This is a genomic window from Aquimarina sp. AU119 (assembly GCF_900312735.1).
Taxonomy (GTDB): Bacteria; Bacteroidota; Bacteroidia; order Flavobacteriales; family Flavobacteriaceae; genus Aquimarina; species Aquimarina algiphila.
In genome coordinates this window covers 477,875-503,846 of the sequence record NZ_OMPF01000001.1, presented here as the reverse complement: position 1 = coordinate 503,846, position 25,972 = coordinate 477,875, and the positions used below count along the sequence as shown (strand labels likewise).

Sequence of the window (25,972 nt, the reverse complement as noted above, 5' to 3'; positions counted from 1 at the left end):
AAGCAAAAACTAGTGTTTTTCGGTCAAAATATTAGATCAACATATCTTTTCTATGATTGATCTGAAATTGTTTGGGAGAGATATGAAATTCTTTATGGAAAGCTTTGATAAAATGAGAAGTATTTTCGTAGCCCACTTGTAAAGCAATGCTGGTTACAGAATCACTTTTTTCTTTAAGAAGAAAAGAAGCTTTTTTTAACCTTTTTTTGATCAACCATTTCTTAGGTGAGATATCGAATTTAGATTTAAAATCTCTCCTAAATGTTGAAATACTTCTACCTGTAAGATAAGCATAATCTTCTATGTCAAGGGGCTTATCAAAATTCTCTTCCATAAAGAGTTTGATATTTTTTTTACCTCTTTTTTTTAAACACTGTAGTTTGCCTATAAATTGATCCCCTTTCTCAGAAAGACTAATAAGATGTAGTAATTCTAGTAGTTTTGGTTTTGTAAACTGATATAGACTTTTACCTCTATATAAGGTAATCAAAGTGTCAGTAAATAACCTTAAGTTTTGATCATAGTTAAAAATTAGTGTTTTAGGAAGGTTTTCTAACGCATATAAATCAAAACCGGCTAAAAATTCATCGCATATTTCTTTATCAAAAAAGAAGACCACAGCTTCAAAAGATTCGTTTTTTGGGATAATGTCAGAAATCATATATAACCCTTTAGGTAATAAAATGATTTGATTTTTATTAATAATACTAATTTCTCCTTCAGGAGTTTCTATTTGTAGAGCTCCATTAAGAACAATGGTTAATGCGTGAGCAGCAACATAACGTTGGTTCTGTAGATCGCTATGCTCTACTTTTTTAAGTATAACACAAGAAAGTCCATCGACAAGGATGTTTTCTATTTTGGGATGTTGATAAAATGCTTGTGGTACAACTTTCATGATATACAAAAATCAATAAAATAGCTAGGACTAAATATCGTTTTTTGTTAAAAGTAGTGTTTTTCGGTCAAAATATATTGGATTAAAAGAGGTATACATAGCCGCTTTAAAAACCTTTTAGATGTTAACTAACTACTTTTTCTTTATAATAACGATATAGGTCTTCAGAAGAAGCACCCATCCATCGTCTCATATGAATATTCAAGAAATGATATTGTAATCGCCAGACTCCAACTTCACGATATCGTCTGGCTGATGTTACTACATATTTAGGAATAATTACAAATTGATCAATAGCAAAAAGACGATCAACGAGATCGTTATCTTCATAAACAATAAATGACTCATCATACCCTTTAATTTGTTGAAAAAGTAATGCAGTAATGAATTGACTTTGATCCCCTCCTCGACAACGTTTACTCTCAAATTGGGTTAACCAGCCCAAAAAACGTAACCACCAGTGATTAGAATCAAATTTCATACGAAAACATCCGGCTTTGTTTCCTTTTTTGACTTCTTCTATAATGCTATGATCATAATGTTTAGGAGGAAAAGAATCTGCATGAAGAAAATATAAAATTTCACCTTTGGCATTTGCAGCTCCCATATTTAGTTGTCTTGCTCTACCTTTTTTTGATGGAACAAGCTTAACCTTGACTTTTTCACTCTTTGAAATCGTATTAACAATTTCCTGTGACCCATCTGTACTTCCTCCATCAACAACGATAATTTCCTCTATGTTTCCTTTATTTCTAATGGATCTAATGAGATGAGAGACTAAAACCTGAATAGTTTCGGCTTCATTAAGAATGGGAATAACAATAGATATTTTCAACTTTAGCGCTTATTTAATATTTAGTACGTTTTACTAATAATAACATTACACAACTAAAAATTAATAAATTTCTGACAATTCTGTTTTTAAAATAGACTTTTTCTTTGTTTTCGAAGGGTGTGCCTAGTTATTTTTATACAATTAATCTCATTGTAAAATGATTTATTAGTAATAAAAGACATCAATTTAAGAATGCTATTGTACTAATCAACAAAAACTATATCATGATATTTAAACGATACTAATTTTAAACCAAAGGTACGTATAAATGTCAAAAATGTTTAATTACTCATTAAGACTCCAATCATAATCTTTGTACCCCTTTTTAGGTTGTTTTCCTATTTTTACCGAAGCATATCTATTGATAAAATCTTTTACATCACCTCCGTTAACTTTAAAATCCTTTTTGTACCAGGTAAATATTTTTGACACATTAACTTCTTCATCTGTGATAGTATTTCGGGTAGGGTCATTTATAAATTTCTTGGTTTGTTGATCCAAAGCTTCATTAACATTCTCTGCGGTATATGCTCTATTCCAAACAATTGGACAAGAAAAGGAAGCGCAATTAATTGCAAAATGAATTCTGGGGTCTCCAAACTTTCTAAGGATTTTATGTTCTAATTCCCCTAAGCTATACCATTCACCATTAATTTTAAAGAATTTTTTACCCCACGGATTATCCAAATCTTTAATGCTTTTAAGCGGATAGCTATCAATGATAAGTTTTATGGTATACGCATTATAAGCATTAATCCAATAGGCTAACTTTTCTTCTCTAGTCCAATCTTCTTTTGGTGGATTCGCTGATAGCTGCGAAAAATATTGATAAAGTTGAGAGCTATCTCTCATAAAACCATTATAATTTACTTTTCCTTCTTCGCTTACATTTAATAATAATGCTTGGTCCCAGATACTATGATCAAAAGTATTTTGGGCTTGTGTTTGATTTATAAATATTACAGTTAGCAGAGCTAATATAAATTTTGGAGCTTTCATTTTTTTACTTTTTTTGAAGGGTTAATCGATATTCATATGGATTTTTCATTTACGTTCGCGATAACATTTTTATCCATAATATGAAACATTAGTAGAAAATTAAGAAATGAACTTACAGGAAGAATTTAATTTCTTATAATTTTGAAATTATTGAGACAATACAGGAAGTGAAGAATTATGGAGTGTTTTGCAGATCCCAAAATAAATATAAACATTTGATTATTAAGAGCTTGTGTTGTTTTTGTTTGGCCGGAATAGATGAGTGATTTCCTATAGTATTACTTTAGAAAAGAAAAAAATATTGATTTTAAATAGTTAGAATAAGTATACTGTTATTTTAGGATTCGTTCAAATTCCAGTCATAAACTCTATAACTTTTTTTGGCCTTCTCATTGATTTTAGTTTTAGAATAGACATTCAAAAACTGAATCAAAGTTCCCTTTGTTTTAAAATCTTTACCAAACCACAGAAATATTTTCGAAAGTTTAATAGTGTTTGCACTTATTGTATTATGTTTGGTGTCATTAATAAAAGAAGTTGTGAGTTTTTCTAGTTCTTGATCAACATTTTGTGCTGTAAATGATTTATTTGATAAACGAGGACATGATAATGATGCACAATTAATACCAAAATGAATTCTGGGATCTTTCATTTTTCTTAGAATTCTATGTTCTATGTCATTAAGTGTATACCATTTTGCTCCTAGTTTGATGAATCGAAGTTCCCAGGGGTTTTCAATGTCTTTAATACTTTTTAAAGGATAATTATCGATAATTAATTTCACTGTAAATGCATTATAAGCATTTATCCAGTATGCTAATTTATCTGATTTATTCCAGCTCTCCTTAGGCATGTTTTTACTTAATATATTGAGATATGTCCTAAGTTTTGACTTATCTTGTTTAAATCCCTTGTAGTCTACTATTCCCTTGGCAGAAACATGCTTTTGTAGTAAATAATTCCATATTTTATGATCAAAAGCTTCGTTACTTTTTTTTGGTTCTATAGTAACTACGGGTGTTTTTTGTAGAGGTTTTTCAGTTTCTGGAGCTTTTTCTTCTATTGGGGTAATGATTTTTGGAAGATTTACTTTTTTCTCATCTTCTAATATAGAATCGTCTTGTACTACTTTTTCCTCTGGTTCCTGTATTTTGGTTGGAGTTGTATTTTGTGCTATAGTTTTACTTCCACTACAGGAAAAAAATAAACATATTGATAAAGTAAAAAGTATATTCTTCATTCTAGACATAGCTTTTTTGTTTAAACAGTTTCTATTTTATTAGATGAAATCTCTAATAAAAAGTAAATCATCTATGATGTTTAATGTGAAAACAAAATTCACGCCATACTCTTTATCAGAATATAACCTGTGTTCATGTTACTATTGCTCATTTAGTGCCCAATCATATTCTTTATATCCGTTTTTAGGTATTTTTTGAATTTTTACGTCAGAATAAAGGTTGATAAATTCGGTAACATTGCCATTATTAAAGTCATCCTTGTACCACTCAAATATTTGGGATAAACTAACTTGATCTTCTGTAATTATATTTTTTGTAGGATCATTAATAAAATCTTTGGTACATTTTTCTAAGGCTTCATTGATATTTTTGGCAGTGTATGCCATGTTCATTAGTTTGGGAGAAGAACTAGAAGCGCAATTGATTATAAAATGAATTCTGGGTTCATTAAACTTTCTCAAGATCTTATGTTCTATATCATCTAGACTATAACGTTTATCTTTTATTCTAAAGAACTTTTGATTCCATGGATCATGAAGCTCATTGATATTTTTTACAGGATAATTATCTATAATCATTTTTACGGCAATAGAATTATATGCATTAACCCAATAGGCTAGTTTTTCTTCTCTGGTCCATTCTTCTGTTGGAGGATTGTTTGATAATGACCTAAAATATTGATAGAATAGAGGGCTGTCTTTCATAACTCCTTCATAATTTACTTTTCCATCTTCTGAGACATTAAGAATAAGAATTTGATCCCAGACCGAATGGTCTGCCTTGTCTTGAGCTTTAGCTTTAAAACAAAATAGAACAACGACAAGGGCTAGCAGTGTTATACTATGTTTTTTACTTGTTTTCATTTGAAGTTTAAAATTATAAGGTTCTAACAATTAGTTTAAGAGTCTTATTCTCCATAAAAGTACTGAAATAATCGATAAAATGCAATTTTAGGAGTTTTATTGTATTCTTTGAGTTAATTTTGTCTTAAAATATTTACTTGTTTATTTTTAGACATCCATATGACATTTAATTACAGTTTTGATAAAGAGAATACAATTGCGATATTACTTTTTGATTACCAAAAAGCAACTTTAGATTTCTCTTTTGCAGAATTAAAAACTACAACATGATCATTGTAGAGGACTTTTCTATGGAGACTTATAAAATCTAGTATTTGTTGATAATATATAGTACGTAAAACCTCGAATTCGAGGTCTTCAAATTCGAGGCTTTTAAATTTTAAAAAGCTATAAAGTTTAGTTGTTATTTGTACTTGTTATAGGAGTAACTTTATCTTTTTTATTTAAACTCCAGTCATATGTAATATAGCTATCTTTTGATATTTTATTAATTTTTACTGTTGAATATTGATTTATAAAATCAATTACATCGATATTATTATTATCAAAATCTTCTTTATACCATTCAAATACTTGTGAAATTTTAACAGTACTTGAGGTGATTTGATTTCTCTGAGGATCATTAATAAATTCTCTAGTTCGTTCATCAAGAGCTTCACTTATATTAGCACTTGTATAAGCTCTGTTCCATAATCTGGGAGATGACATAGATCCACAGTTAAGTAAAAAATGTATCCTGGGATCACCAAATTTTCTTAAAATATCATGCTCTATATCGTCCAGGCTATATCGGACACCTTCTGATTTAAAAGTTTTCCGTTTCCAAGGGTTTTCAAGGTCATTTATTGATTCTACCGGATAATCGTCGATTATCATTTTCATTGCTGTAGCATTGTAAACATTGAGCCAGTAGGCCAATTTCTCTTGGTTGCTCCAACTTTCTTTTGGAGAAATCTTGCAGAGGTATCTAAAATAGTCATAAAACACAGCAACATCTTTGGTCACTCCATTATAGTCTACCATTCCGTCAGTTTGTACATTAAGAATTAAAATTCGATCCCAGGCAGAATGATCAACTTTTTCTTGAGCATAAATATTATTAAATAGTAAGAGTAATAAAATAAAGTAGGCGGTTTTAAGAGGCTTCATTTTGTTAGTTTTTATTGAGGTTAGTATTTATTTCAGGGGTAGATAACCTGTAAGGTACAAAAAAAATGGATATAATACATGTTTCCAGTGGTTTAAGTAGGAAAATACTTCGTAAAAAAGATGTAATTAGGTTATATTAACCACTATTTGATGGGAATAATAAAGTAGAATGTTTTGCTTAAGGATTTACTGTATTTTATTTGTATTTATGATCGATAATTGTATGAATTCATAAAAACTATTGTTAAGAAACTCTATTGATAAATATTAGATAAGGCTTTTGTAAATAAAGTAACCTCTTCTGTAGTTCCTGTACTAATTCTACACCAATTAAAAAAGGGAGGAAAAGGTCGACCGATTAATACTCCTTTATCCATCATCTCTTTATGTAGTGTTCTTATATCTTTGCCTGTTTTAAAGAAAATGAAGTTTGTATTTGATTTTACATATGGTAACTCAAAAGTATCTAGTGTTTTGTATATCATTTCTTTTGCTTCACGAGTTTTTTGTAAACTAAACTCATAAAACTCCTTGTCATTTAAAGCGGTTTTGGCTGCAGCGATCGCAGGAACATTACTATAAGCAACCATGTTTTTTCTAAGTTTTTGAGTCAGAGCTGGTTTGGCGATAAGATAACCAATGCGCATACCTGCCATGCCATACACTTTTGAGAATGTTCTGGAGACGATTACATTCTTGTCTTTTTTCACTAACTCAACCATCGATGGATAATTAGGTTCGTCTATATAATCATAATAGGCTTCATCGCTAAAAAGAATAGTTTTATTACTTATTGTATCACAAAAATCCATCAGTTTTTGGGATGGAAGAATCGTAGAAGTTGGATTATTGGGATTACATAAAAAAACTAGTTTTGTTTTTGAAGAAATCCTCTTTTCGATTTCACTCATGTCGTACCCTTTATCTTCTCCAACTGGCGCCCAATTAATAGTAGCACCCCATTGTTTTGCATACGTCATCATTGCCAAAAATGTAGGTTTTCCTGCAATAATTTCTCCTCCGTTAGATGCAAAAGTAAGGCCAGTAATTTTTAACCCTTCTGTAGAACCTCCGCATATGATGATATGATCTTTGGTTACTCCTTCTTTTTTAGCAAGAATTTCTGCTAATTCATCGGCATAAGCGTATGGATATCGACAGCTATGATCAAAAGATGATATAATAGCTTCTCTTACTTTTTTTGATGGGCCATATGGATTTTCATTAGAACTTAATCGAATCAGCTTTGAAAATGGTCTTGGGTTAAATTTTATTGTTTCTTCTAATGTTAATGCGTTAGCGATATGCATTCCTCCAAATAATGCTAGGCTACCTCCTAACGAAGTAGATTTCAGCCATTGTCTTCTGTTCATGATATTCTATCTTTAAAATGATTTGCCTTCTAAAGATAGTAATTTATTGATTTTGAAAAGATAAGAGTTAAGTAAATAATGGTTAGAAGATATGTGAAAAGATAAAAAAAGAAGCCGAAAATACATACATTATTTCCGACTTCCACATTATAGTTAGTTAGCCATCGCTTTTAACAGCATCCACCACCATCATAATGATAAGTAGATTCGCTAATAAATATATCATCTCTGCCGAGATCAGCTAAAGCTCCAGCAGTTTTGTCGCATATAGCAATAGGTTGATTTTTTAGGAGTACATGACCTTTCTTGTCATCAAAATAATCTTCATCTCCATAATAAATTGCAGCCTTTCCAGTAAAAATACAAGGTCCATCTTCTGGCATTGGATCTTTAATTGCAGCCACTTCAATTGATTCGATGTAAATTAACTCATCGGTATCATAGTTTTTTGGATCCAGAATCCTATAAGGTTTACGAGCTCTAATTTCTATAGTTCCAAAGCCAACATCTGTTAATGCTTTTACATATTCTGCAATGGGTAAACTTCCGCTCAAACATAAAGCTCTTAACCGCTCATCATTACGAAGATTATCATTCATGGGTTGTTCACAAGTTGGATCACTCATTACTAATCTTCCATGAGGTTTTAATACTCTATACATTTCTTCAATAGCTTTTTTTAAATCATCTGCTTTAAAAATGTTAAACAGACAATTTTGTGCAGCTACGTCTATACTATTGTCTTCAACAGGTAAATTTAATGCATCACCATATCTAAGATCAACAAATTCGCTTTTAAACCAATCGTTTTGGGCTTCAGCTTCTTTAAAATTTTTGCGAGAAGCCTCTAGCATTTCTTCAACAACATCGACACCAATAACACCACTTTTTTGACGAGAAAAATAAGAGAATTGTAATAATTCCATTCCACCACCAACACCTACATATAAGGTTTTTGGATTATTCGTTAAGTCACGTGCATTTACTGTGCTACCACATCCGTAATTCATTTCTTGCATGATTTTCGGAATTTTAAGGCCTGGTAGTTCCCAAATAGGGTTTGTAGTACAACATAAACCTACATCTGGTGTTAATGCCGCTTCTTTATATACATCGTGTGTGGTTTCTAAATAGCTCATAAACTGATTTTTGTTTTCCTTTGAGGTTATCTCAGGTTATAAATAATTTTGTCGAAAAGGATAGATATACCTTTCTGAAATTATAGAATTTTTAATTTATAAAGATTTGATTAATTCTTTGAACAACAGTATCATTTCTGGTTCTGCTTTACCTGCCATTGCAATGATTTCATCTATATTAATGGGTTTAAGATTGTCTGGATCACATTCATCTGTTAAAACAGATACCGCTGCAACCGGAAGATCCAAGTGATTAGCCACAATAACCTCGGGAACAGTGCTCATTCCTACAGCATCCGCACCGATAATTTTTAAGTAACGATATTCTGCTCTGGTTTCTAATTGAGGTCCCATAACAGACACATATACTCCTTTATGGAGATTGATATTGTTATCTTTAGCAATGGTTTCTAATTTTGAATTTATACTAAGGTCGTAAGGAGCACTCATATCTGTAAAGCGACTTCCTAATTGTTCAACTCCTTTAAATGCTAAGGGAGAACCTCCTTGTAAATTAATATGATCATCAATAAGCATTAATTCTCCCTTTTTGAAGTTTAAATTAATTGCTCCAGAAGCGTTAGATACTAATAGTGTTTTTATTCCTAATTTATGCATGACTCTAACGGGGTAGGTTACGTCCTGGAGCGAATAGCCCTCATAGAGATGAAAACGACCTTGCATAACTACAACAGTCTTACCTTCAATTTTTCCATAAATTAATTTTCCTTTATGAAATTCTACAGTAGCTGTAGGAAAATTGGGGATATGATTATAACTTATCTCCTGAATGATTTCTATTTCATTAATCAATTGTCCTAATCCAGTACCTAGTATAATACCTATTTCTGGATTTTCGAAACCCCTTCCTTGAAGGAATTCTGTTGTTTCTTCAATGTATTTTGTCATTAGTCTATAAATTTTTGAAAAGCCGAAATGTCTTTGATATCATCATAATAGTCAATGTCGTTACGAACTTCTAATAGTTTTATATTATTTTCTTTTAAATCTTCTAGTGTATCCTGGAGAACAGTATCTGTACCCCAGTTTTTATTTTTAAAAACCTGTGAATTTAAGGATTTCATTCCAAATAAATAATATCCTCCATCTTCTGCAGGTCCTAGGACATAATCATGTGTTTCTAGTTCCAAAAAAGCAAGTTCCAGATCTTTTTGACTTAAATCATACATATCACTTCCTATGATAACAACACGCTCAAAACCTTCTCCAAAGCATTCTGCAAAAGCATGTTCCATACGAATACCTAAATCGTAACCTGTTTGTTGTTTTTTATTGTAAACCGAATCATCCCAGAGATCATTTTCTCTAACTTTTACAGAATAATGAACTTCTTTGGTAACATCAAGATTTTTGGTGATATTAACCGTATGTTGTAATAAAAAAGTATAAATATCCAGGGCAGCTTGATCGCCAATAGTTGCTGCAAGTCGTGTTTTACATTTACCCAATTCTGGATTTCGGGTAAAAATCAATAATGCGTTTTTTTCTTTCAATTTGAATATATTTTTTCCCCTTTAGTTAACCATTTTCCCCATTCTTCAGAAAAGGCATGCACTTCTTCAGTAGTTTCTTCATTGGAGTTCATAACAGGAAAGTTTTTGTTTTTCCATTCAAAAATTCCTCCATAAAGATTATAAACATTTGTGTATCCTGCTTTTTTTAGTTTTTCTGATATGTCTTCAGAACGCACTCCCAAACTACAATACACTACAATTTTTGTATCTTTTGGAATATCTTGTACTGTGACTGTATTCATTTTAAAATGTGTATAACCTACAAATTTTGCATGTTTGATGTGGCTTACTTCATATTCTTTTTTCTCGCGAGCGTCTAACAATAGTACTTGATCCTGGATATCTTTTAATGCTTCAACAGAGATATACGGGACACTCTCGTTGTTGTATTGATCTAACAATTCTTCTAATGAATTTTGAGCACTCATTTTGGGTAAAAACAAGATCATTAATACCCCTATGATATAAGCAACGTTATGTGCCAGAATATTTTTTTTATTCATTTTTTGTTGGAAATGAGATTTTAGGATGTTTTGAAAAATGATTACAATGATCAATATAATTTTGTATACCATGTCTTACTAATTAAAATGATCCATCACTTAGTGGACTTAATTTTAAATATTTGACATTATATGTTTTTTAATGGATGAAACACAAAAAAACAAACAAAGTAGTTTAAGAGAATAAAGTAGAAGGAGATCCTTTATTAAAAAAACGATAGGTGTATATAGTAGTAATACCTGGTACTATAAAATCTGCTATATCTATTTTATATAGAAGTAAGCTTTGTATAATCTTTTTAAGTTTTCCAGAAAGCTTTTTGAAAAAACGAGATATTGATTTAATATCGTTAATATCATCAATATCTATCAAAACTTCTAGAGTTACCATTTTGATTTTGGTAGTTTCTATAAGTCTAGAGATACATGTGGATAGTTTTTTGGATTGCCAGGGTAGTTTTAAAAATAAATCAACATTAAATTGAGATTTGTGTAATCCCATAAGATAAAATCCTCCATCCAATGATGGTCCTAAAACAAATGTGTTATTTTCAAGTTGTTTGGCACTTTCAATTAAATGATATTTATTAAGGTGTGGAGTATCATTGCCAATAGTAATAACATTGTCATAACCCTTATTATAAACATCTTGTATGGCATTGACAAAACGCTCTCCAAAAGTAACTCCTCGCTGTTCTTTTTCTGTATAGATAAAAAACGGGAGTCCGGTCTGTTTTACAGTAGTAATTGTTTTTCGGGTAAGCTCAGAAAATAAAATTTTACCACCAGTGATATATTTATTTCGCAATTCTTCATGAATCGAATTTGCAAAAATTAATATGGCGGTTTTTTGATTCATTTTGATTTTAGAGTTATGCTACAGTTCCTTGACAACTACTTCCTGCTCCAGCAGTACATCCATAACAGTGTTGTGAGATAATAATATTTCTATTCTGAAGTAATTCCTCGTTGTATTCACTAATATGCTTTACTTTACTCGCTACTTTAAGATCGAGCATCTGATTAAAATCGCAATCATATAACCAACCATCCCAACTTATAGAAATAGTATTAGTACACATCACATTAGCCACAGCCGATGGATTATAGGCTTCTACTAATGCATACATATAATCTTCATAGTTTTCTGAAGCAATCAGATAATCCAAGAATCTACTAATTGGTAAATTAGTAATAGCGAATAAATTATGAAAATGAATACCAAAATCTTCTAATAATGCCTTTTTAAAATCCTTTTCCATGGCTTCTTGATCACCAGGCAAAAACGCTCCAGAAGGATTATATACCAAATCCAATCTTAAACTACTATCAGGCATACCATATCCTCTTTCATTGAGTTCTTGCAAAGCTTTGATAGATTTGTCAAAAACACCATCTCCACGCTGCTTATCAGTTTTTCCTCTGGTCCAATGTGGCATTGAAGAAACTACATGTACATTATGTTTTTTGAAAAAATCAGGAAGATCATAATACTTTTTGTTGGCTCTAATGATGGTGAGATTACTTCTAACAATAAAATCTTTAATTCCAGCTTTACTTGCTTCCTCTACAAACCATCTAAAATTTGGATTCATTTCAGGCGCTCCACCTGTCAAATCCAAAGTGTGGGCTCCTGTCTTTTTAATGACTTCGAGACACTGCTGCATCGTTTCTTTGGTCATGATCTCTTTACGATCAGGTCCTGCGTCTACATGGCAATGTTCACAAACCTGATTGCACATATACCCTACATTGATCTGGAGAATCTCAAGTTTATTAGGACGTAAAGGGAAACGATCAATTTCTGCAATTTTATCTGCAAATTTTGGTAATTCACCATTGGCAAAAATACCGTTATTTAAAATCTCTAGTTGTCTATTAGAATTGGCTAACTGATCATTACGTTTGTGTAGAGATTGTTTTTTTTTGACTTCTGACATCTTCTGTTCTTAAATTATATTTTTAATCGACGAAATCCTTGCCAATATATAGTATAAATGGTTTATGAGCATATAAGGGTAAAACTGATGCTTGTTTTACATAGATAACTTCTCATATTTATTCATCATTTGTACTCCATGTACTAAAGTTGCACCACTTTCTATAGCTGCTCCGGCATGCACTGCTTCCATCATTTCTTCTTTTGTAATTCCTTTCTGCAAGCCATCTTTTGTATAAGCATCAATACAATAAGGGCATTTTACTACATGAGAAACCGCAAGTGCAATAAGAGATTTTTCTCGTGCACTCAAAGCACCTTCTTCAAAAACTTTGCCGTAGTAATCAAAAAATTTAGTACCTAATTCTTCACTCCATTCTGTGATTTTTCCAAATTTTCTTAAGTCAGAAGGATCATAATATGTTTTAGACATGCTGTATTATTTTTTTTAGTTACAGACATAATTTAGTATATGTCGAGGATATAGTATCATTACTTACAATAAAATTTGATAAAATTAAAAAGTAGGTAAGTGTTTAAAAGTTTAGTAAGATAAAAAACACAAATTAATAAACTGACAATTTTTTTACTGAAAATATATAAATAACAATACAAAGTACCGGTCTTATTAATACTACATTAAGAAAAAAGCTTAATTTAGGCTCGAAATCCTTGCTATAAGGACAAAAAATTCCAAAATCGGAGGTCATGAGGAAAAAAGTTACGCTCAAACAACTTGCTAAAGAATTAAATCTGTCTATTTCTACGGTTTCAAAGTCATTGAAAAATGATCCTGAGATTAGTGAAAAAACAATTAACAGAGTGCATGAACTGGCGAACTTTTATAATTATAAACCAAATGCTCTGGCAGTTAGTTTAAAAAGTAATAAGACCAAAACTATAGGAGTTATATTACCAGAGATTCTTAATCATTTTTATGCTAAAGCATTATTTGGAATAGAACAGGCAGCCTCAAAGAATGGGTATAAGATTGTGACTTGTATTACTAATGAATCTCATAAAAAAGAGATAGAATATGTAGAAATGCTAAACTATAGTAGTGTTGATGGGTTTATCGTGGCTTTGAGTCAGGAAACACAAATGGTTAATGAACTTGATCATTTTAAGGTTTTAAAGAGAGATAATGTTCCAATCGTAATGTTTGATAGGGTAAGTGATGAAATAGAATGTGATAAAGTAATTGTAGATGATAAGATTGCTTCTAAAAATGCTATTCAATATCTAATTAATACAGGTTGCACAAAAATTGCTGTAATAACAACAATAAGTAGTGATTTAAGTGTTGCAAAATTAAGATTAGAAGGGGCAAGAGAAATTACAGATAAAAATGATAATGTGTCATTAATAGAGTTACCTGTAAAGGATAATAATAATGTTGAAGATGAAATAGAGAAATTTCTTAAAGATAATAATCTTGATGCTGTTCTTGGTTTAGATGAGACTGCCGCGGCTGTAACTATAAATATGTCGCTAAAATTAGGATATAAAATTCCAAAAGATATTTCGGTAATAGGATTTACTGATGGGTTGTTATCCAGACATTCTTACCCAAAACTTACTACAGTTTCTCAACATGCCGAAGATTTAGGAGCAAAAGCAGCACAGATATTAGTAAATCAATTAGATAATTTTTCTGAAAATTATAAAGTAAAGACAGAAGTTGTAAAAACGTCTTTAATTCTTAGAAATTCTACAAATTAAAGCTATTTAATTATATATGTTTTTTGTTGGAAGCCAACCCTAATTATGGTAAGTTTTTTTCCAAAGTTTTTGTGATAGGATAGCAAATCATTCTAAGGAATAAGCAGATTAAAAATTACAAACCGTTCGTTCTCGATCTGAAGGTTGTTAAAATCTTGAGTAGAATAATGTATAATGATTAAAGCAAACCTATAGTGTTCTCCTATCTTTACCTTTTTATCAAAGGATAATCATTGATCATTTTCAAACACCTTTTAAGTGCTATCCCTTAAAATCAACTCGGTTTTGAGTTTCAATACTTTTTTACGATGATTTACATCATTGGGTTCATTAAATTGGTTAATCAATAATTCTGCAGCTTTTTCTCCCATTTCAAAACTGGGTTGTGCAATACATGTCATAGAAGGCACAAAGATTTCTCCTAGTCCAAGATCTCCAAATCCAATGACAGAGATTTGCTCTGGGATTTTATATCCCATTTTAAGTAATGTCTTCATGGTGAGTAAACCATAGTTATCTGTGCATGTAAAAACAGCATCGGGAATTGCGCTTATGTTATTAAAAAAATCCTGGATTTCAGTGTCTTCATTTTCCCTATCAAGGGATTCACAATGAAGTATTAATTCTTCGTAGATAGGAATGTTGTGCTTGGTCATAGCTTTTTTATAACCATCATAACGATCCTGAAAGACCTTTTTTTCTTTAATCCCTCCAATAAATGCAATTCGTTTCCTTCCTTTTTTAATTAGAAATTCGACCGCAGAAAATGAAGCTTTATCATCTTCTATTAATACATGGTCAGCACCCGAAACCTCTTCCCTTATATTATCAAATAATACAACAGGAATACCTTTATTGATTATACTTTTAATATGCACAAATGTTTCTGTCTCATGAGTTGGTGACAAAATAATTCCATCAACAAGTCCTCTTTCAAATGAAATGAGATTTTCACGCTCAAATTCAAATGAATTTCTAGAAGAGCTAATCAGGATTTTATAATTATGTTTTCTAACATATCGATCAATACCTCTACACACTTCTATAAAAAAAGATTCATCATATCTGGGGATAATAACTCCAATAAGATTGGTCTTACCAGAACTAAGACTTTTTGCAATTTGATTTGGCATATAGCCCATCATTTTTGCAGTTTTAAAAACTTTTTCCCGGGTACTAAGCTTTACTCGAGGGTTTTCATCCAAAGCTCTGGAAACTGTAGCTATAGAAATGTTTAATTTTCTAGCAATATCTTCAAGTTTAACCCTCTTTTTTTTCAAAGTCATCAAAAAATCGTTAAAAAATTATTATTAAAACATCATTTTCACTAGAAATATAATAATACAAACGTTTGCATTTTTTTAAACTAAAAGATTGCTTTACAATTCTGTGAATAGTTCAGTAATTTGTAATAGTCATAAAGGATTTTTGAACATCTAATAAAAAGTTTGTTAAAAAAATCTTACAAAAATGTCCTCCCCAAAAGACATCTCTATTCAAGAGACACAATGACTACGCTAAGTTAGGATAAATAATGTGTACTAAAAATACAAACATTATTTAAAATGCGGTAAGGAGATTAAATAAGTAGAAGATATCAATTTTTTAAAATTTTAAAACCGAATTGCATGGAGCTTTCTTGGTTCAAAAAAGGAACTATTTATCAAATATACCCACGTAGCTTCAACGATAGTAATGATGATGGTATTGGTGATTTGAGAGGGATTATAGACAAACTGGATTATTTACAGAGTCTACATGTAGATATATTATGGTTAAGTCCCATTTTTAGTTCACCAAATGATGATAATGGATATGATATTAGCGATTACTGCTCTATTATGCCAGAATTTGGAAGTATGGAAGATTTTGACGAATTGCTTCAGAAAACCCATGATAAAGGAATGAGGTTAATTCTTGATTTGGTTGCTAATCATTGTTCTGATGAACATAATTGGTTTAAAGAGGCGAAGAAATCAAAGGATAATCCATATAGAGATTATTTTCATTGGAAAAAACCTGAAGATGATGGTGGCCCGCCAAATAATTGGAAATCTTTTTTTGGAGGAAGTGCTTGGGAATATGATACCAAATCAGAGGAATATTATCTACACCTTTTTACTAAGAAACAACCTGATTTGAATTGGGAAAACCCCAAAGTGAGGGAAGAAATTTATAATGCAATGAGGTTTTGGCTAGATAAAGGAGTTGATGGATTTAGAATGGATGTTATTCCTTTGATTTCTAAACGAGAAGGGTATCCTGATGCTCCAGATGTAGGGTTTAGAAAAATCATCGAAGATGTATATGCAAATGGACCTAGATTACATGAGTATCTTAAAGAAATGAATGAGAAAGTAGTTCGTCATTATGATGCATTTTCTTTGGCAGAAGGAGTCGGGATTAATCATGAAAATGCCGGTTTGTATATTGATTATGATCGTAGAGAACTTGATATGCTGTATCACTTTGATATTCTTGAATGTACTATTGTTAATGGTAAATTCGAAGAAACATCACCCTTCGATTTAGTAAACATGAAAAGTATTTTTAAGAAATGGAGAGATGCGGTTCATGAAAAAGGATGGCTCGCTAATGCAATGGGAAATCATGATTTTGCACGAATGACATCAAGATTTGGAGATGACAAGCAATATTGGGCAGAATCAGCAAAAATGTTGTTTATAATGCAATCTACACAAAATGGAACTTTGAATATTTATCAAGGTGATGAGATAGGGATGACAAACATTGTCCTAGAATCTGTAGATGAAGTTAGAGATGTACAATCTTTAAATTTTTATAATGAAAATTCAAAGACTAAGAAATTATCACAAGAGTCAGCATTAGAAATGATTAATAGAGAAGGACGGGATAATGCAAGAACTCCTGTACAATGGAATGATGAAATTAATGGTGGATTTTCTTTGGGAGAACCATGGTTAAAAACGAATCCGAATTATGTAAATATTAATGTTAGAAAACAAAACAATGATCCTGATTCGATCTTAAACTTTTATAGGAACTTATTGCAAATAAGAAAAGAAAATGATGTGTTTGTATATGGTGATTTTAAAGAGTTAGGGTTTAATAACTCGAGTATATATGTATATAAAAAAGTGTTGAAAAAAGAACAGATCATAGTGATTTTAAATTTTGAAGGCACCGAAGGTTATTTCGAGATAAAAGAAAATTTAACAGAAGCCATTGTCTTAATAAATAATTATAACAAGTATAAAATAGAGGGTGATATCATTCATCTCGAACCCTATCAAGGACTGATTTTTAAAATTTAATAAAGTAGTTCGTAAAATTTAAGAAACAAATGTAATTAGAGTAGAAAGCGAAATTAATTTTTGTTTGTTAGCAGAGAAGTTTATGTGATGAAACTTCTCGTAGATGTAACAGATGGGGCATCCATTTTTTTTGTAACTTATTGTGTTTAAAGTAGGAATATTATTTTATATAGTTACAGAATTAGTCAGATATAGTAGAAAAGACTTGGATGTCCCATTGTTACTAAGGTTATAATTACTTTTTATTTATAAGACAAGGGTAAAATTTAAAACAAAGAAACAATTCAAATTTAAATCAAACGCTATATTATGAAAAGTAGGATACTTAAAAAACTCATTTTCCTTCTGGTATTTTTATCAGGGAGTATGATGTTTGCACAAATCACAGTTTCAGGTGTGATTTCAGACACTGGGGGACCGATTCCCGGAGTGAATGTTCTTGTACGAGGAACAACTAACGGGGCAGTTTCTGATTTTGATGGAAACTATACGTTGGATAACGTTGCAGAGGACGCTATATTAGTCTTTAGCTTTGTTGGGTTTAAATCCCAGGAAATTAATGTCAACGGACAGTCAACAATAAATATTACAATGGAGGAAGATGCTGCCGAATTAGAACAGGTAGTTGTTGTAGGGTATGGTACGGTAAGAAAGAAAGATTTAACAGGAGCAGTAGCCACAGTAAAACCTGAAGATTTTAATCAAGGGGTACAGACTTCTCCTGATCAATTAATTCAGGGTAGAGTTGCGGGTGTACAAGTTACTGCAGCGAGTGGTGAGCCAGGAGCTAGTAATAATATTCGTATTCGAGGTACATCTTCTATTAGAGGAGGTAATAACCCTTTGATTGTTGTTGACGGAGTTCCTTTAGATGGTGGTGATACTAGTGCAGGATCTGATGTAGGGGCTGGTAGATCGTCTGCCAGAAATCCTTTAAACTTTATCAATCCAAACGATATTGCAAGTATTGATGTGCTAAAAGATGCTTCTGCCACTGCGATTTATGGATCGAGAGGATCTAATGGGGTAGTTATTATCACTACCAAAAAAGGAAAATCAGGGAAACCTCAATTAGATTTTTCATCATCAGTTAGTATTTCCAGTATTGCTAATGAATATGATTTATTAGGTGCTTCAGAATTTGCAAGTGCAGCCAATGCGATAGGGAATCCAGGACTAGATTTTGGACAAAATGTAGATGCTTTAGATGAGATACTAAGAACAGCAATAACTCAAAACTATAATGTGAGTTATGGTGGTGGATCTGATACGGGGCGTTATAGGTTTTCTTTATCATTGCAGGACCAGGAAGGGATTATAAAAAATACAGGTCAGGAAAAATATACAGGAACCCTTAACTTAACAGAAAAGTTTTTTAACGAAAAGCTACAGATAGATACCAAATTAATTACATCTTTCATAAAAGATGAGGCAACGGCATTATCAGATAACGTTGGTGCCGAAGGAGATTTGATTATTTCAGCTTTACGTTGGAACCCTACAAGATCTTTATTTAATGACGACGGAACTTTTCTTCAGTTTAATGACAATCCGCGTAATCCATTGGCTTTCCTGGAGTATTATACTGATTTGGCAGAAACCACTAATGTTTTAGGGAATCTTTCTGCAACATATAGTTTTACAGATGAATTAAAATATAAATTCAATTTTGGTGTTGGGCGCACAGAATCTACAAGAAGAGTAGGAGTTTCGAGACTAATGCAAGCTAATTTTGTAAATAATGGGATAGCAGATATTCAAAGTATTTTTACATCTAATCTATTATTCGAACATACCCTTAGCTACAATAAACAATTGAGTGATGCTGTATATTTAAGTGCAGTAGGAGGATATTCATATCAACAATTCGAAAGAAAAGGAGATAATATTAGGGTACAGAATTTTTCGATAGATGACCAAAATTTATACATTAATAATATTAATTTTGGATCAGATAGACCTGCACCTACACTTAATCCAGATAATACACTTACCGGGGGTAATACATCATTTTTTAACCCTACTACAGAGTTACAGTCTTATTTTGGAAGAGCTAATGTAACGTTGTATGATAAATATCTAATCACAGCAACTTTAAGAGCAGATGGTTCTAGTCGTTTTGGAGAAGATAATCAGTTTGGATATTTCCCTTCAGCGGCGTTGGCATGGAGATTATCTGAAGAAGATTTTGTGCCTGAAACCTTTAGCGATCTTAAATTAAGACTTGGATATGGTATCACTGGTAATCAGGAATTTCCTTCTGGTTCTTCTCAAACTCAATTTACACCTGATGGTTCTGGGGGTATTGTACAATCAACAGTCGGAAATCCTGAACTACAATGGGAAAGTACTAAGCAAATTAATGCAGGTATAGATTTTGGATTTTTTGACAATCGTTTGTCTGGATCTATAGATTACTATAATAGAAAGACAGAAGATCTTTTATTTAGAACTCGTGTAGCACAACAAGCACCAAACATATTTGTATGGAGAAATTTGGATGGGGTTGAAGTAGAAAACTCGGGAGTTGATATCGCTATAAATGGAGTTATCATTCAAAATGAAGACATGACTTGGGAAGTTGGTGTTAATGCTAGTTTCTTAAATAATGAGATCAATAATGTATCAAGTATTTTCCCAGCAGGTATTCTAACGGGAGATTTAAATGGTCAGGGATTAACTGGACAACGAGGACAGTTATTATTTGACGGACAACCTATAAATGCATTTTACTTACCAGTTTGGGAAGGTTTTGATGAAAATGGAGTTTCTCAATATGCAGATTTAGATGGAGATGGCGTAGATACTTCGAGTGGTATAACTGCTCCGGGACAAGGAGATAGAACATTTGTTGGAGATCCAAATCCTGATTTTACTGTTGGGATTTCGTCATCATTTAGATATAAAAAATTAGATGTGAGTGTGTTCCTTAATGGAGCGTATGGACATCAAATTTATGATAATACTTCGAATGCTATTTTTACAGCATCAGCTCTTAATTCTGGGGGTAATGTGACTCAAGAAGTGATTTCCTCTGGAGAAGCAATTCAAACACCAAAACCATCTACTCAATATTTAAAAAGTGGAGATTTTTTAAGACTTAATAATTTGACTGTTGGGTATACTATAGACGAAGGTAAAATAGGGAATTGGATTGAATCATTACGATTCTATGTAACTGGACAAAATTTATTTGTAATTACACCATATGATGGCTTTGATCCAGAGGTGAATACAAACAAACAAGTTGATGGAGTACCTTCTTTTGGGATAGATTATTCTGCTTATCCAAGAGCAAGAACATTTTCTGTAGGATTTAATGCTAGATTTTAAAAAAATTAAAATGAAAAAAATGAAAAAAATAATCATTGGTTTGATCGGAGCATTCCTTGTTTTTGGATGTACTGATCTGGATGAAGAGTTAAATGATAGTATTAACTCATCTGATTCGAGCGTTAGCGCATCAGATCTGTTAGTTGGAGCATACTCTTCTTTACGTGAACTTCAACACGAGCAGGATTTATTACCTGCTTACGTGCATTCTTCAGATGAATTAATACCACCTACTAGAGGTGGAGATTGGGATGATGCGGGATTATGGAGAGATCACCATTTACACGGTTGGACAAATACCCATGCCCATATTGATAAAACCTGGAGGGACCTCAATAGTAGAGCTTTTAATGCGCAACAAGTACTTTGTAATGGAGATGGCAGTGCAAGTGAAATTGCACAAGCTACTTTCCTACGAACATTTCTGGACTTTTTTACAATGGATCTGTTTGGTGTAGTACCAAGAAGAGCTTGCGAGGAAGATTTATTGTTACCACCTACAGAGCAATTACAAAGAATAGAAGCAGTGGATGTATTTATTGCAGAACTAGAGGCTGTTTTTAATGATTTACCTTCTTCTGGAACTCCTGATATAGCTACTCAAAATGCTGCAAGGATGCTTTTGGCTAAATTGTATTTAAATAGAGCAGTATATAAGGCTACCGGAGCAGATGGAGGTGCATTAGAAGGACCTTATTCTTTTGAAGCAGCAGATATGACCGCTGTGATAAATAATGTTAATGACTTATCCGGGTATACCCTAGAGGATGAATATTTTAGTAGTTTTATTTCTGCAAATAGTGAGACATCATCAGAAATCATATTTGTATCACAAAATGAGCTTGGTGGAGCAACAGGTAGAATAAATAATAGATGGCATATGAGCATGCATTATAACCAACAACCAAGTGGGTGGAATGGTTTTGTAGCTACGGTAGAATTATATAACCTTTTTGAAGATAGTGATGTAAGAAAAAGTAGTGCAGTTCCAGGTATTTCTGACCAGTTTGGATATAATGCAGGGTTTTTGATTGGACAACAAAGCGGTCCGGTCGATGGAACCCTAGTATTTGAGGATCTAAAAGATAGACAACAAGGGCCTTTGATTTTTAGTGAAGATGTAAACTTGTTTAATTCTAATGAAACGAGAGGGATCAGAGTAGTGAAATATACACCCAACCCAACGTTTACAGTAGAAAATAATTCTTTACAATTTGCAAATGATAATGCTCCGGGTAATGATTATGTGTTTTTTAGGTATGCAGATGCTCGCTTAATGAAAGCCGAAGCAATTCTAAGAGGAGGAACGGATACAGGAGGAGAAACTGCATTAGATATTGTTAATGAATTAAGAATGATGAGAAATGCTACGGCATTGCCTGCGGTTACCGAATCAGATATCTTAGACGAAAGATCTCGAGAATTGTATTGGGAAGGCTGGAGAAGAAATGACCAAATTCGTTTTGGTACTTTTTTAGGAACCTGGCAAGAAAAAGGAAGTGCTTCTACAGCGAAGTCCTTGTTAATGCCTATTCCGGCAGAAGCTATTTCTACTAATCCTAATTTAACTCAAAATCCAGGATATTAATAAAAATTGTGAGTATTTGGATAATAAATGCAAAGTCCTTCTTCCTTTCGAAGGGCTTTGCTACTTTAGTAAAACATATTTAGAAACTCAATTTTTAGTGGTTTTAAAATGAGGTTAAGTAATTTTTAAAAGATACTTGATTTTTAACCATGAGTTTAATCATTGATCATTTACAAACCAGAATCATGATACGCAAAACTTTTTTGCATTTGTTTATAATAGGATTGTTAATTTCTTGTAATCAGAAAAGTGAACAACCTGTAAGCAATATAAATCAAATACAACCATCCACATTATTTACTAAACTAGAGTCAGAAAAAACAGGGATTGATTTTATAAATCAAGTTACCAATCAAAAAGATTTTAACATCTTTAAATATAGAAACTTCTATAACGGTGGAGGTGTTGCTATAGGAGATATCAATAATGATGGCCTTTCTGATATATATCTGACTTCTAATATGGGTAAAAACAAATTGTATCTCAATAAAGGTAATTTTGTCTTCGAAGATATTTCAGAATCTTCTGGAGTTAGTGGAAATAGATCTTGGTCAACAGGAGTGGTTTTGGTAGATATAAATGCAGATGGTTTACTGGATATTTATGTATGTAATGCAGGAAATGTAAAAGGCGATGATCAAAAGAATGAACTTTTTATTAATAATGGTCTTTCGACAAGCTCAGGAACCATAACTTTTACAGAAAAGGCTTCAGAATACAATCTTGCCGATAGTGGATTTACCACACATACCGCTTTTTTTGATTATGATTTAGATGGTGATTTGGATGCATATATACTTAATAACAGTTTTATTCCTGTAAATAGTTTGGGGTATTCTGATAAAAGAGAAGTACGGAGTGAGGATTGGAATCTTCCAGAGATGTTTAAAGGGGGTGGAGATAAACTGTTACGTAATGATGATGGAAAATTTATCGATGTAAGTGCAAGTGCAGGAATTTATGGAAGTTTAATAGGTTTTGGTTTAGGAGTTACCGTAGGAGACATTAATGAAGACCTATTTCCTGATATCTATGTCTCAAATGATTTCTACGAACGCGATTATTTATATATTAATAATGGGGACGGTACGTTTACAGAAGATATAAAAAATAAAATGCCTCATATAAGTTTGGCATCCATGGGCGCTGATATGGCTGACCTTAATAATGATGGTAAACCAGAGGTTTTTATTACAGATATGCTTCCAGAAGACGATGAGAGACTTAAAAACACCAGTGATTTTGAACGGTACGATGTATACAAACTAAAACAACGTAAAGATTTCTATCATCAATATATGCAAAATACGTTGCAGCTTAATAACGGAGATGATACGTTTTCTGAAGTTGCGTTTTACAGTGGAGTGGGTAATACAGATTGGTCATGGGGAGCATTATTATTTGATATGGATAATGATGGTTATCGAGATATTTATGTATGTAATGGAATCTATCACGATCTGACAAATCAAGATTTTATGGACTTTTTTGCAGCAGAGATTTATCAAAAAATGGCAATTTCTGGAAAGCAAACCTCTCAGGATTCTATTATCAATAATATGCCAAGTGTTCCTATTCTTAATTATGCATTCAGGAATAATCAAGATCTTACCTTTTCTAACGCCACAAAGGATTTTGGATTTACTGAGCCTAGTTTTTCTAATGGAGCAGCATATGGTGACTTAGATAACGATGGTGATTTAGATTTGGTAGTAAATAATGTAAACATGCCATTATTTGTGTATCAAAATAATTCAGAAAATAATTATTTGAAAGTTGAGTTAAAAGGGGCGGATAAAAATACCTTTGGTATCGGGAGTATTGTAGAACTATATAGAGATGATGAAATATTAAGACAAGAATTGGTTCCGTCAAGAGGATTTCAATCGTCAATAGATTATAAAATGACTTTTGGTTTGGGTAAAGCCGAAAAAGTAGATTCTATAAGAGTAGTTTGGCCAGATGGGAAAACTCAAAAACTTAATACAATCAATGCAAATCAAACTATTCAATTGGATATCGTTGATGCTTCTAAAAGCATCAAAAAAACAACGAATACAGAAAATGGTTATTTTTCTGAAATAAAAACCAATATGCTTCGGCATAAAGAAGACCCATATGTAGATTTTGATTATGAAGGTTTAATTCCAAAAATGTTATCTAAAGAGGGGCCAGCAATTGCAGTGGGAGATGTGAACGGAGATAAAAGAGATGATGTTTATGTTGGTGGAGCGGCAAATCAACCAGGGAATTTATATATTCAAACAAAAGATAATCAATTCTTTAAGTCTGCACAGAAAACAGTTCCATGGAAAGACAAAGAAGAAATCTCATATGAAGATACAGCGGCTTATTTTATAGACATTGACAATGATCAGGATTTAGATTTGGTTATTGGATCCGGAGGAAATTTTGCGCAAGCCAAAACTACTCAATTTAGTACAAGAATATACCTTAATGATGGTAAAGGAAATTTTTCTAAAGGACAAACGATTTTTAACGATACCAACACTTCGGTTATTGCTCCTCATGATTTTGATGGAGATGGGGATGTTGATATTTTTATTGGAAGTATTAGCGTACCCGGGATTTATGGAATAAACCCTAAAAATCAACTTTTAGAAAATGATGGTAAAGGAAACTTTAAAAATAGTATTGAATCAAAGGCTTTTAAGGCACAAGATATTGGTATGATTACCGATGCTACCTGGGAGGATGTTGATGGAGATAATAAAAAAGATTTGATTCTGGTTGGTGAATGGATGTCTCCAAAGATTTTTAAGAATAATGGTCGAAGATTAACTCTTTTACATAGTAATCTTGATAGTGTTTCGGGATGGTTTAATACAGTTAAGGCTACAGACCTTGATGAAGATGGAGATATTGATCTGATATTAGGAAACCGTGGATTAAATGCAATGTATAAAGCAAATAATCAACAACCAGCCAAAGTGTATATCAATGATTTTGACAATAACGGCACCATAGAACAGGTGTTTACTCAAACAATTAATGGAAAAGATGTTCCGATACATCTAAAGAAAGAAATAACAGGTCAAATCAATGTGCTTAAAAAACAAAATCTGAAATTCTCAGAATACGCAACTAAATCTATTGATGAGTTGTTTTCTGCAAAAGTATTACAAAATGCAATAGTTAAAAACGTAAATAATTTTGCAAGTCTGGTAGCATATAATGATGGTAATGGCAATTTTGAAATCAAAGCCTTACCTCGAGAAGCACAATTATCATGTGTTAATGCTATAGAAACTGTAGATCTTAATAATGATGGCCATTTGGATTTAATTCTGGGAGGGAACAATTATAATTTTAAACCACAATTTTCTAGGTTAGATGCTAGTAGGGGTGTTGTTTTGTTTAGTGATGGTAAAGGGAAATATATTCATGAAGAATCTTCAGGATTTTTTGTAGAAGGAGAAGTAAAAGAAATACATTGGATAAAAAACAATGAAGATAGAAAATATTTAATTTCAGGAATAAATAACCAGCCTCCAAAGATTTTTGAATTGAAAGAATAAGATTTTGATAACGGACCTCA

Annotated in this window: 20 protein-coding genes; 5 read left to right on the top strand and 15 right to left on the bottom strand. The window is 31.9% G+C overall.

Annotated features, from left to right (window positions below; genetic code table 11):
- Window positions 1-31: 31 nt before the first annotated feature.
- From DK442_RS02050 to DK442_RS01985, 14 genes are all read right to left on the bottom strand, one after another.
- Window positions 32-898 (bottom strand): AraC family transcriptional regulator, encoded by an 867-nt coding sequence (locus DK442_RS02050; protein ID WP_109434174.1) that lies wholly within the window; start codon window positions 896-898, stop codon window positions 32-34.
- A gap of 124 nt (window positions 899-1,022) precedes the next feature.
- Window positions 1,023-1,733 (bottom strand): TIGR04283 family arsenosugar biosynthesis glycosyltransferase, encoded by a 711-nt coding sequence (locus tag DK442_RS02045; RefSeq protein WP_109434173.1) that lies wholly within the window; start codon window positions 1,731-1,733, stop codon window positions 1,023-1,025.
- A gap of 285 nt (window positions 1,734-2,018) precedes the next feature.
- On the bottom strand, window positions 2,019-2,732 hold the full coding sequence (locus DK442_RS02040) for a DUF547 domain-containing protein (RefSeq protein WP_109434172.1): 714 nt from the start codon (window positions 2,730-2,732) through the stop codon (window positions 2,019-2,021).
- A 337-nt stretch (window positions 2,733-3,069) separates the two neighbouring features.
- Entirely contained in the window at window positions 3,070-3,972 is a 903-nt protein-coding gene (locus DK442_RS02035) for a DUF547 domain-containing protein (RefSeq protein WP_109434171.1), read from the bottom strand.
- Window positions 3,973-4,113: 141 nt separating this feature from the next.
- The gene (locus tag DK442_RS02030) at window positions 4,114-4,836 is read right to left on the bottom strand and encodes a DUF547 domain-containing protein (RefSeq protein WP_109434462.1); all 723 of its coding nucleotides are present in this window, start codon (window positions 4,834-4,836) and stop codon (window positions 4,114-4,116) included.
- A 396-nt stretch (window positions 4,837-5,232) separates the two neighbouring features.
- On the bottom strand, window positions 5,233-5,985 hold the full coding sequence (locus tag DK442_RS02025) for a DUF547 domain-containing protein (RefSeq protein WP_109434170.1): 753 nt from the start codon (window positions 5,983-5,985) through the stop codon (window positions 5,233-5,235).
- A gap of 254 nt (window positions 5,986-6,239) precedes the next feature.
- Window positions 6,240-7,358 (bottom strand): histidinol-phosphate transaminase, encoded by a 1,119-nt coding sequence (locus DK442_RS02020; RefSeq protein WP_109434169.1) that lies wholly within the window; start codon window positions 7,356-7,358, stop codon window positions 6,240-6,242.
- A 170-nt stretch (window positions 7,359-7,528) separates the two neighbouring features.
- The gene (gene arsM / locus DK442_RS02015) at window positions 7,529-8,497 is read right to left on the bottom strand and encodes an arsenosugar biosynthesis arsenite methyltransferase ArsM (protein ID WP_109434168.1); all 969 of its coding nucleotides are present in this window, start codon (window positions 8,495-8,497) and stop codon (window positions 7,529-7,531) included.
- Between the two features lie 96 nt (window positions 8,498-8,593).
- On the bottom strand, window positions 8,594-9,406 hold the full coding sequence (locus DK442_RS02010) for a purine-nucleoside phosphorylase (RefSeq protein ID WP_109434167.1): 813 nt from the start codon (window positions 9,404-9,406) through the stop codon (window positions 8,594-8,596).
- Window positions 9,406-10,011 carry a TIGR04282 family arsenosugar biosynthesis glycosyltransferase gene (locus DK442_RS02005; protein ID WP_333968230.1) on the bottom strand — a complete coding sequence of 202 codons (606 nt, stop codon included), beginning with the start codon at window positions 10,009-10,011 and terminating at the stop codon, window positions 9,406-9,408. The genes DK442_RS02010 and DK442_RS02005 overlap by 1 nt, the downstream gene beginning before the upstream one ends.
- Window positions 10,008-10,535: a rhodanese-like domain-containing protein gene (locus DK442_RS02000; RefSeq protein ID WP_235010886.1), complete on the bottom strand. Its 528-nt coding sequence runs from the start codon at window positions 10,533-10,535 to the stop codon at window positions 10,008-10,010. The genes DK442_RS02005 and DK442_RS02000 overlap by 4 nt, the downstream gene beginning before the upstream one ends.
- Window positions 10,536-10,710: 175 nt before the next feature.
- Window positions 10,711-11,394, bottom strand: a complete 684-nt coding sequence (locus DK442_RS01995) for a DUF2064 domain-containing protein (protein WP_109434165.1) — start codon at window positions 11,392-11,394, stop codon at window positions 10,711-10,713.
- Between the two features lie 13 nt (window positions 11,395-11,407).
- Window positions 11,408-12,475 (bottom strand): arsenosugar biosynthesis radical SAM (seleno)protein ArsS, encoded by a 1,068-nt coding sequence (gene arsS / locus DK442_RS01990; RefSeq protein WP_109434164.1) that lies wholly within the window; start codon window positions 12,473-12,475, stop codon window positions 11,408-11,410.
- A gap of 96 nt (window positions 12,476-12,571) precedes the next feature.
- Entirely contained in the window at window positions 12,572-12,907 is a 336-nt protein-coding gene (locus tag DK442_RS01985) for an arsenosugar biosynthesis-associated peroxidase-like protein (protein WP_109434163.1), read from the bottom strand.
- A 275-nt stretch (window positions 12,908-13,182) separates the two neighbouring features.
- Between DK442_RS01985 and DK442_RS01980 the strand changes: the two genes are divergently transcribed.
- Window positions 13,183-14,196, top strand: a complete 1,014-nt coding sequence (locus tag DK442_RS01980) for a LacI family DNA-binding transcriptional regulator (protein ID WP_109434162.1) — start codon at window positions 13,183-13,185, stop codon at window positions 14,194-14,196.
- Between the two features lie 254 nt (window positions 14,197-14,450).
- Here DK442_RS01980 and DK442_RS01975 read toward each other — a convergent pair whose 3' ends face one another.
- Entirely contained in the window at window positions 14,451-15,482 is a 1,032-nt protein-coding gene (locus DK442_RS01975; RefSeq protein WP_109434161.1) for a LacI family DNA-binding transcriptional regulator, read from the bottom strand.
- 342 nt (window positions 15,483-15,824) lie between these two features.
- On the opposite strand from DK442_RS01975, the gene DK442_RS01970 reads away from it, so the two are divergent.
- From DK442_RS01970 to DK442_RS01955, 4 genes are all read left to right on the top strand, one after another.
- Window positions 15,825-17,492: an alpha-glucosidase gene (locus tag DK442_RS01970; protein WP_109434160.1), complete on the top strand. Its 1,668-nt coding sequence runs from the start codon at window positions 15,825-15,827 to the stop codon at window positions 17,490-17,492.
- A gap of 309 nt (window positions 17,493-17,801) precedes the next feature.
- The gene (locus DK442_RS01965) at window positions 17,802-20,825 is read left to right on the top strand and encodes a TonB-dependent receptor (RefSeq protein WP_109434159.1); all 3,024 of its coding nucleotides are present in this window, start codon (window positions 17,802-17,804) and stop codon (window positions 20,823-20,825) included.
- Between the two features lie 19 nt (window positions 20,826-20,844).
- On the top strand, window positions 20,845-22,413 hold the full coding sequence (locus DK442_RS01960; protein ID WP_160114018.1) for a RagB/SusD family nutrient uptake outer membrane protein: 1,569 nt from the start codon (window positions 20,845-20,847) through the stop codon (window positions 22,411-22,413).
- A gap of 149 nt (window positions 22,414-22,562) precedes the next feature.
- Window positions 22,563-25,952, top strand: coding sequence for a VCBS repeat-containing protein (locus DK442_RS01955; protein WP_235010885.1), 3,390 nt, complete (start codon window positions 22,563-22,565; stop codon window positions 25,950-25,952).
- Window positions 25,953-25,972 lie beyond the last annotated feature (20 nt).

Coding starts and splice junctions, on each gene's coding strand:
- DK442_RS02050 (WP_109434174.1), bottom strand. CDS start 898: ATGAAAGTTGTACCACAAGCATTTTATCAACATCCCAAAATAGAAAAC.
- DK442_RS02040 (WP_109434172.1), bottom strand. CDS start 2,732: ATGAAAGCTCCAAAATTTATATTAGCTCTGCTAACTGTAATATTTATA.
- DK442_RS02035 (WP_109434171.1), bottom strand. CDS start 3,972: ATGAAGAATATACTTTTTACTTTATCAATATGTTTATTTTTTTCCTGT.
- DK442_RS02030 (WP_109434462.1), bottom strand. CDS start 4,836: ATGAAAACAAGTAAAAAACATAGTATAACACTGCTAGCCCTTGTCGTT.
- DK442_RS02025 (WP_109434170.1), bottom strand. CDS start 5,985: ATGAAGCCTCTTAAAACCGCCTACTTTATTTTATTACTCTTACTATTT.
- DK442_RS02020 (WP_109434169.1), bottom strand. CDS start 7,358: ATGAACAGAAGACAATGGCTGAAATCTACTTCGTTAGGAGGTAGCCTA.
- arsM (WP_109434168.1), bottom strand. CDS start 8,497: ATGAGCTATTTAGAAACCACACACGATGTATATAAAGAAGCGGCATTA.
- DK442_RS02010 (WP_109434167.1), bottom strand. CDS start 9,406: ATGACAAAATACATTGAAGAAACAACAGAATTCCTTCAAGGAAGGGGT.
- DK442_RS02000 (WP_235010886.1), bottom strand. CDS start 10,535: ATGAATAAAAAAAATATTCTGGCACATAACGTTGCTTATATCATAGGG.
- DK442_RS01995 (WP_109434165.1), bottom strand. CDS start 11,394: ATGAATCAAAAAACCGCCATATTAATTTTTGCAAATTCGATTCATGAA.
- arsS (WP_109434164.1), bottom strand. CDS start 12,475: ATGTCAGAAGTCAAAAAAAAACAATCTCTACACAAACGTAATGATCAG.
- DK442_RS01985 (WP_109434163.1), bottom strand. CDS start 12,907: ATGTCTAAAACATATTATGATCCTTCTGACTTAAGAAAATTTGGAAAA.
- DK442_RS01980 (WP_109434162.1), top strand. CDS start 13,183: ATGAGGAAAAAAGTTACGCTCAAACAACTTGCTAAAGAATTAAATCTG.
- DK442_RS01975 (WP_109434161.1), bottom strand. CDS start 15,482: ATGACTTTGAAAAAAAAGAGGGTTAAACTTGAAGATATTGCTAGAAAA.
- DK442_RS01970 (WP_109434160.1), top strand. CDS start 15,825: ATGGAGCTTTCTTGGTTCAAAAAAGGAACTATTTATCAAATATACCCA.
- DK442_RS01965 (WP_109434159.1), top strand. CDS start 17,802: ATGAAAAGTAGGATACTTAAAAAACTCATTTTCCTTCTGGTATTTTTA.
- DK442_RS01960 (WP_160114018.1), top strand. CDS start 20,845: ATGAAAAAAATAATCATTGGTTTGATCGGAGCATTCCTTGTTTTTGGA.
- DK442_RS01955 (WP_235010885.1), top strand. CDS start 22,563: ATGAGTTTAATCATTGATCATTTACAAACCAGAATCATGATACGCAAA.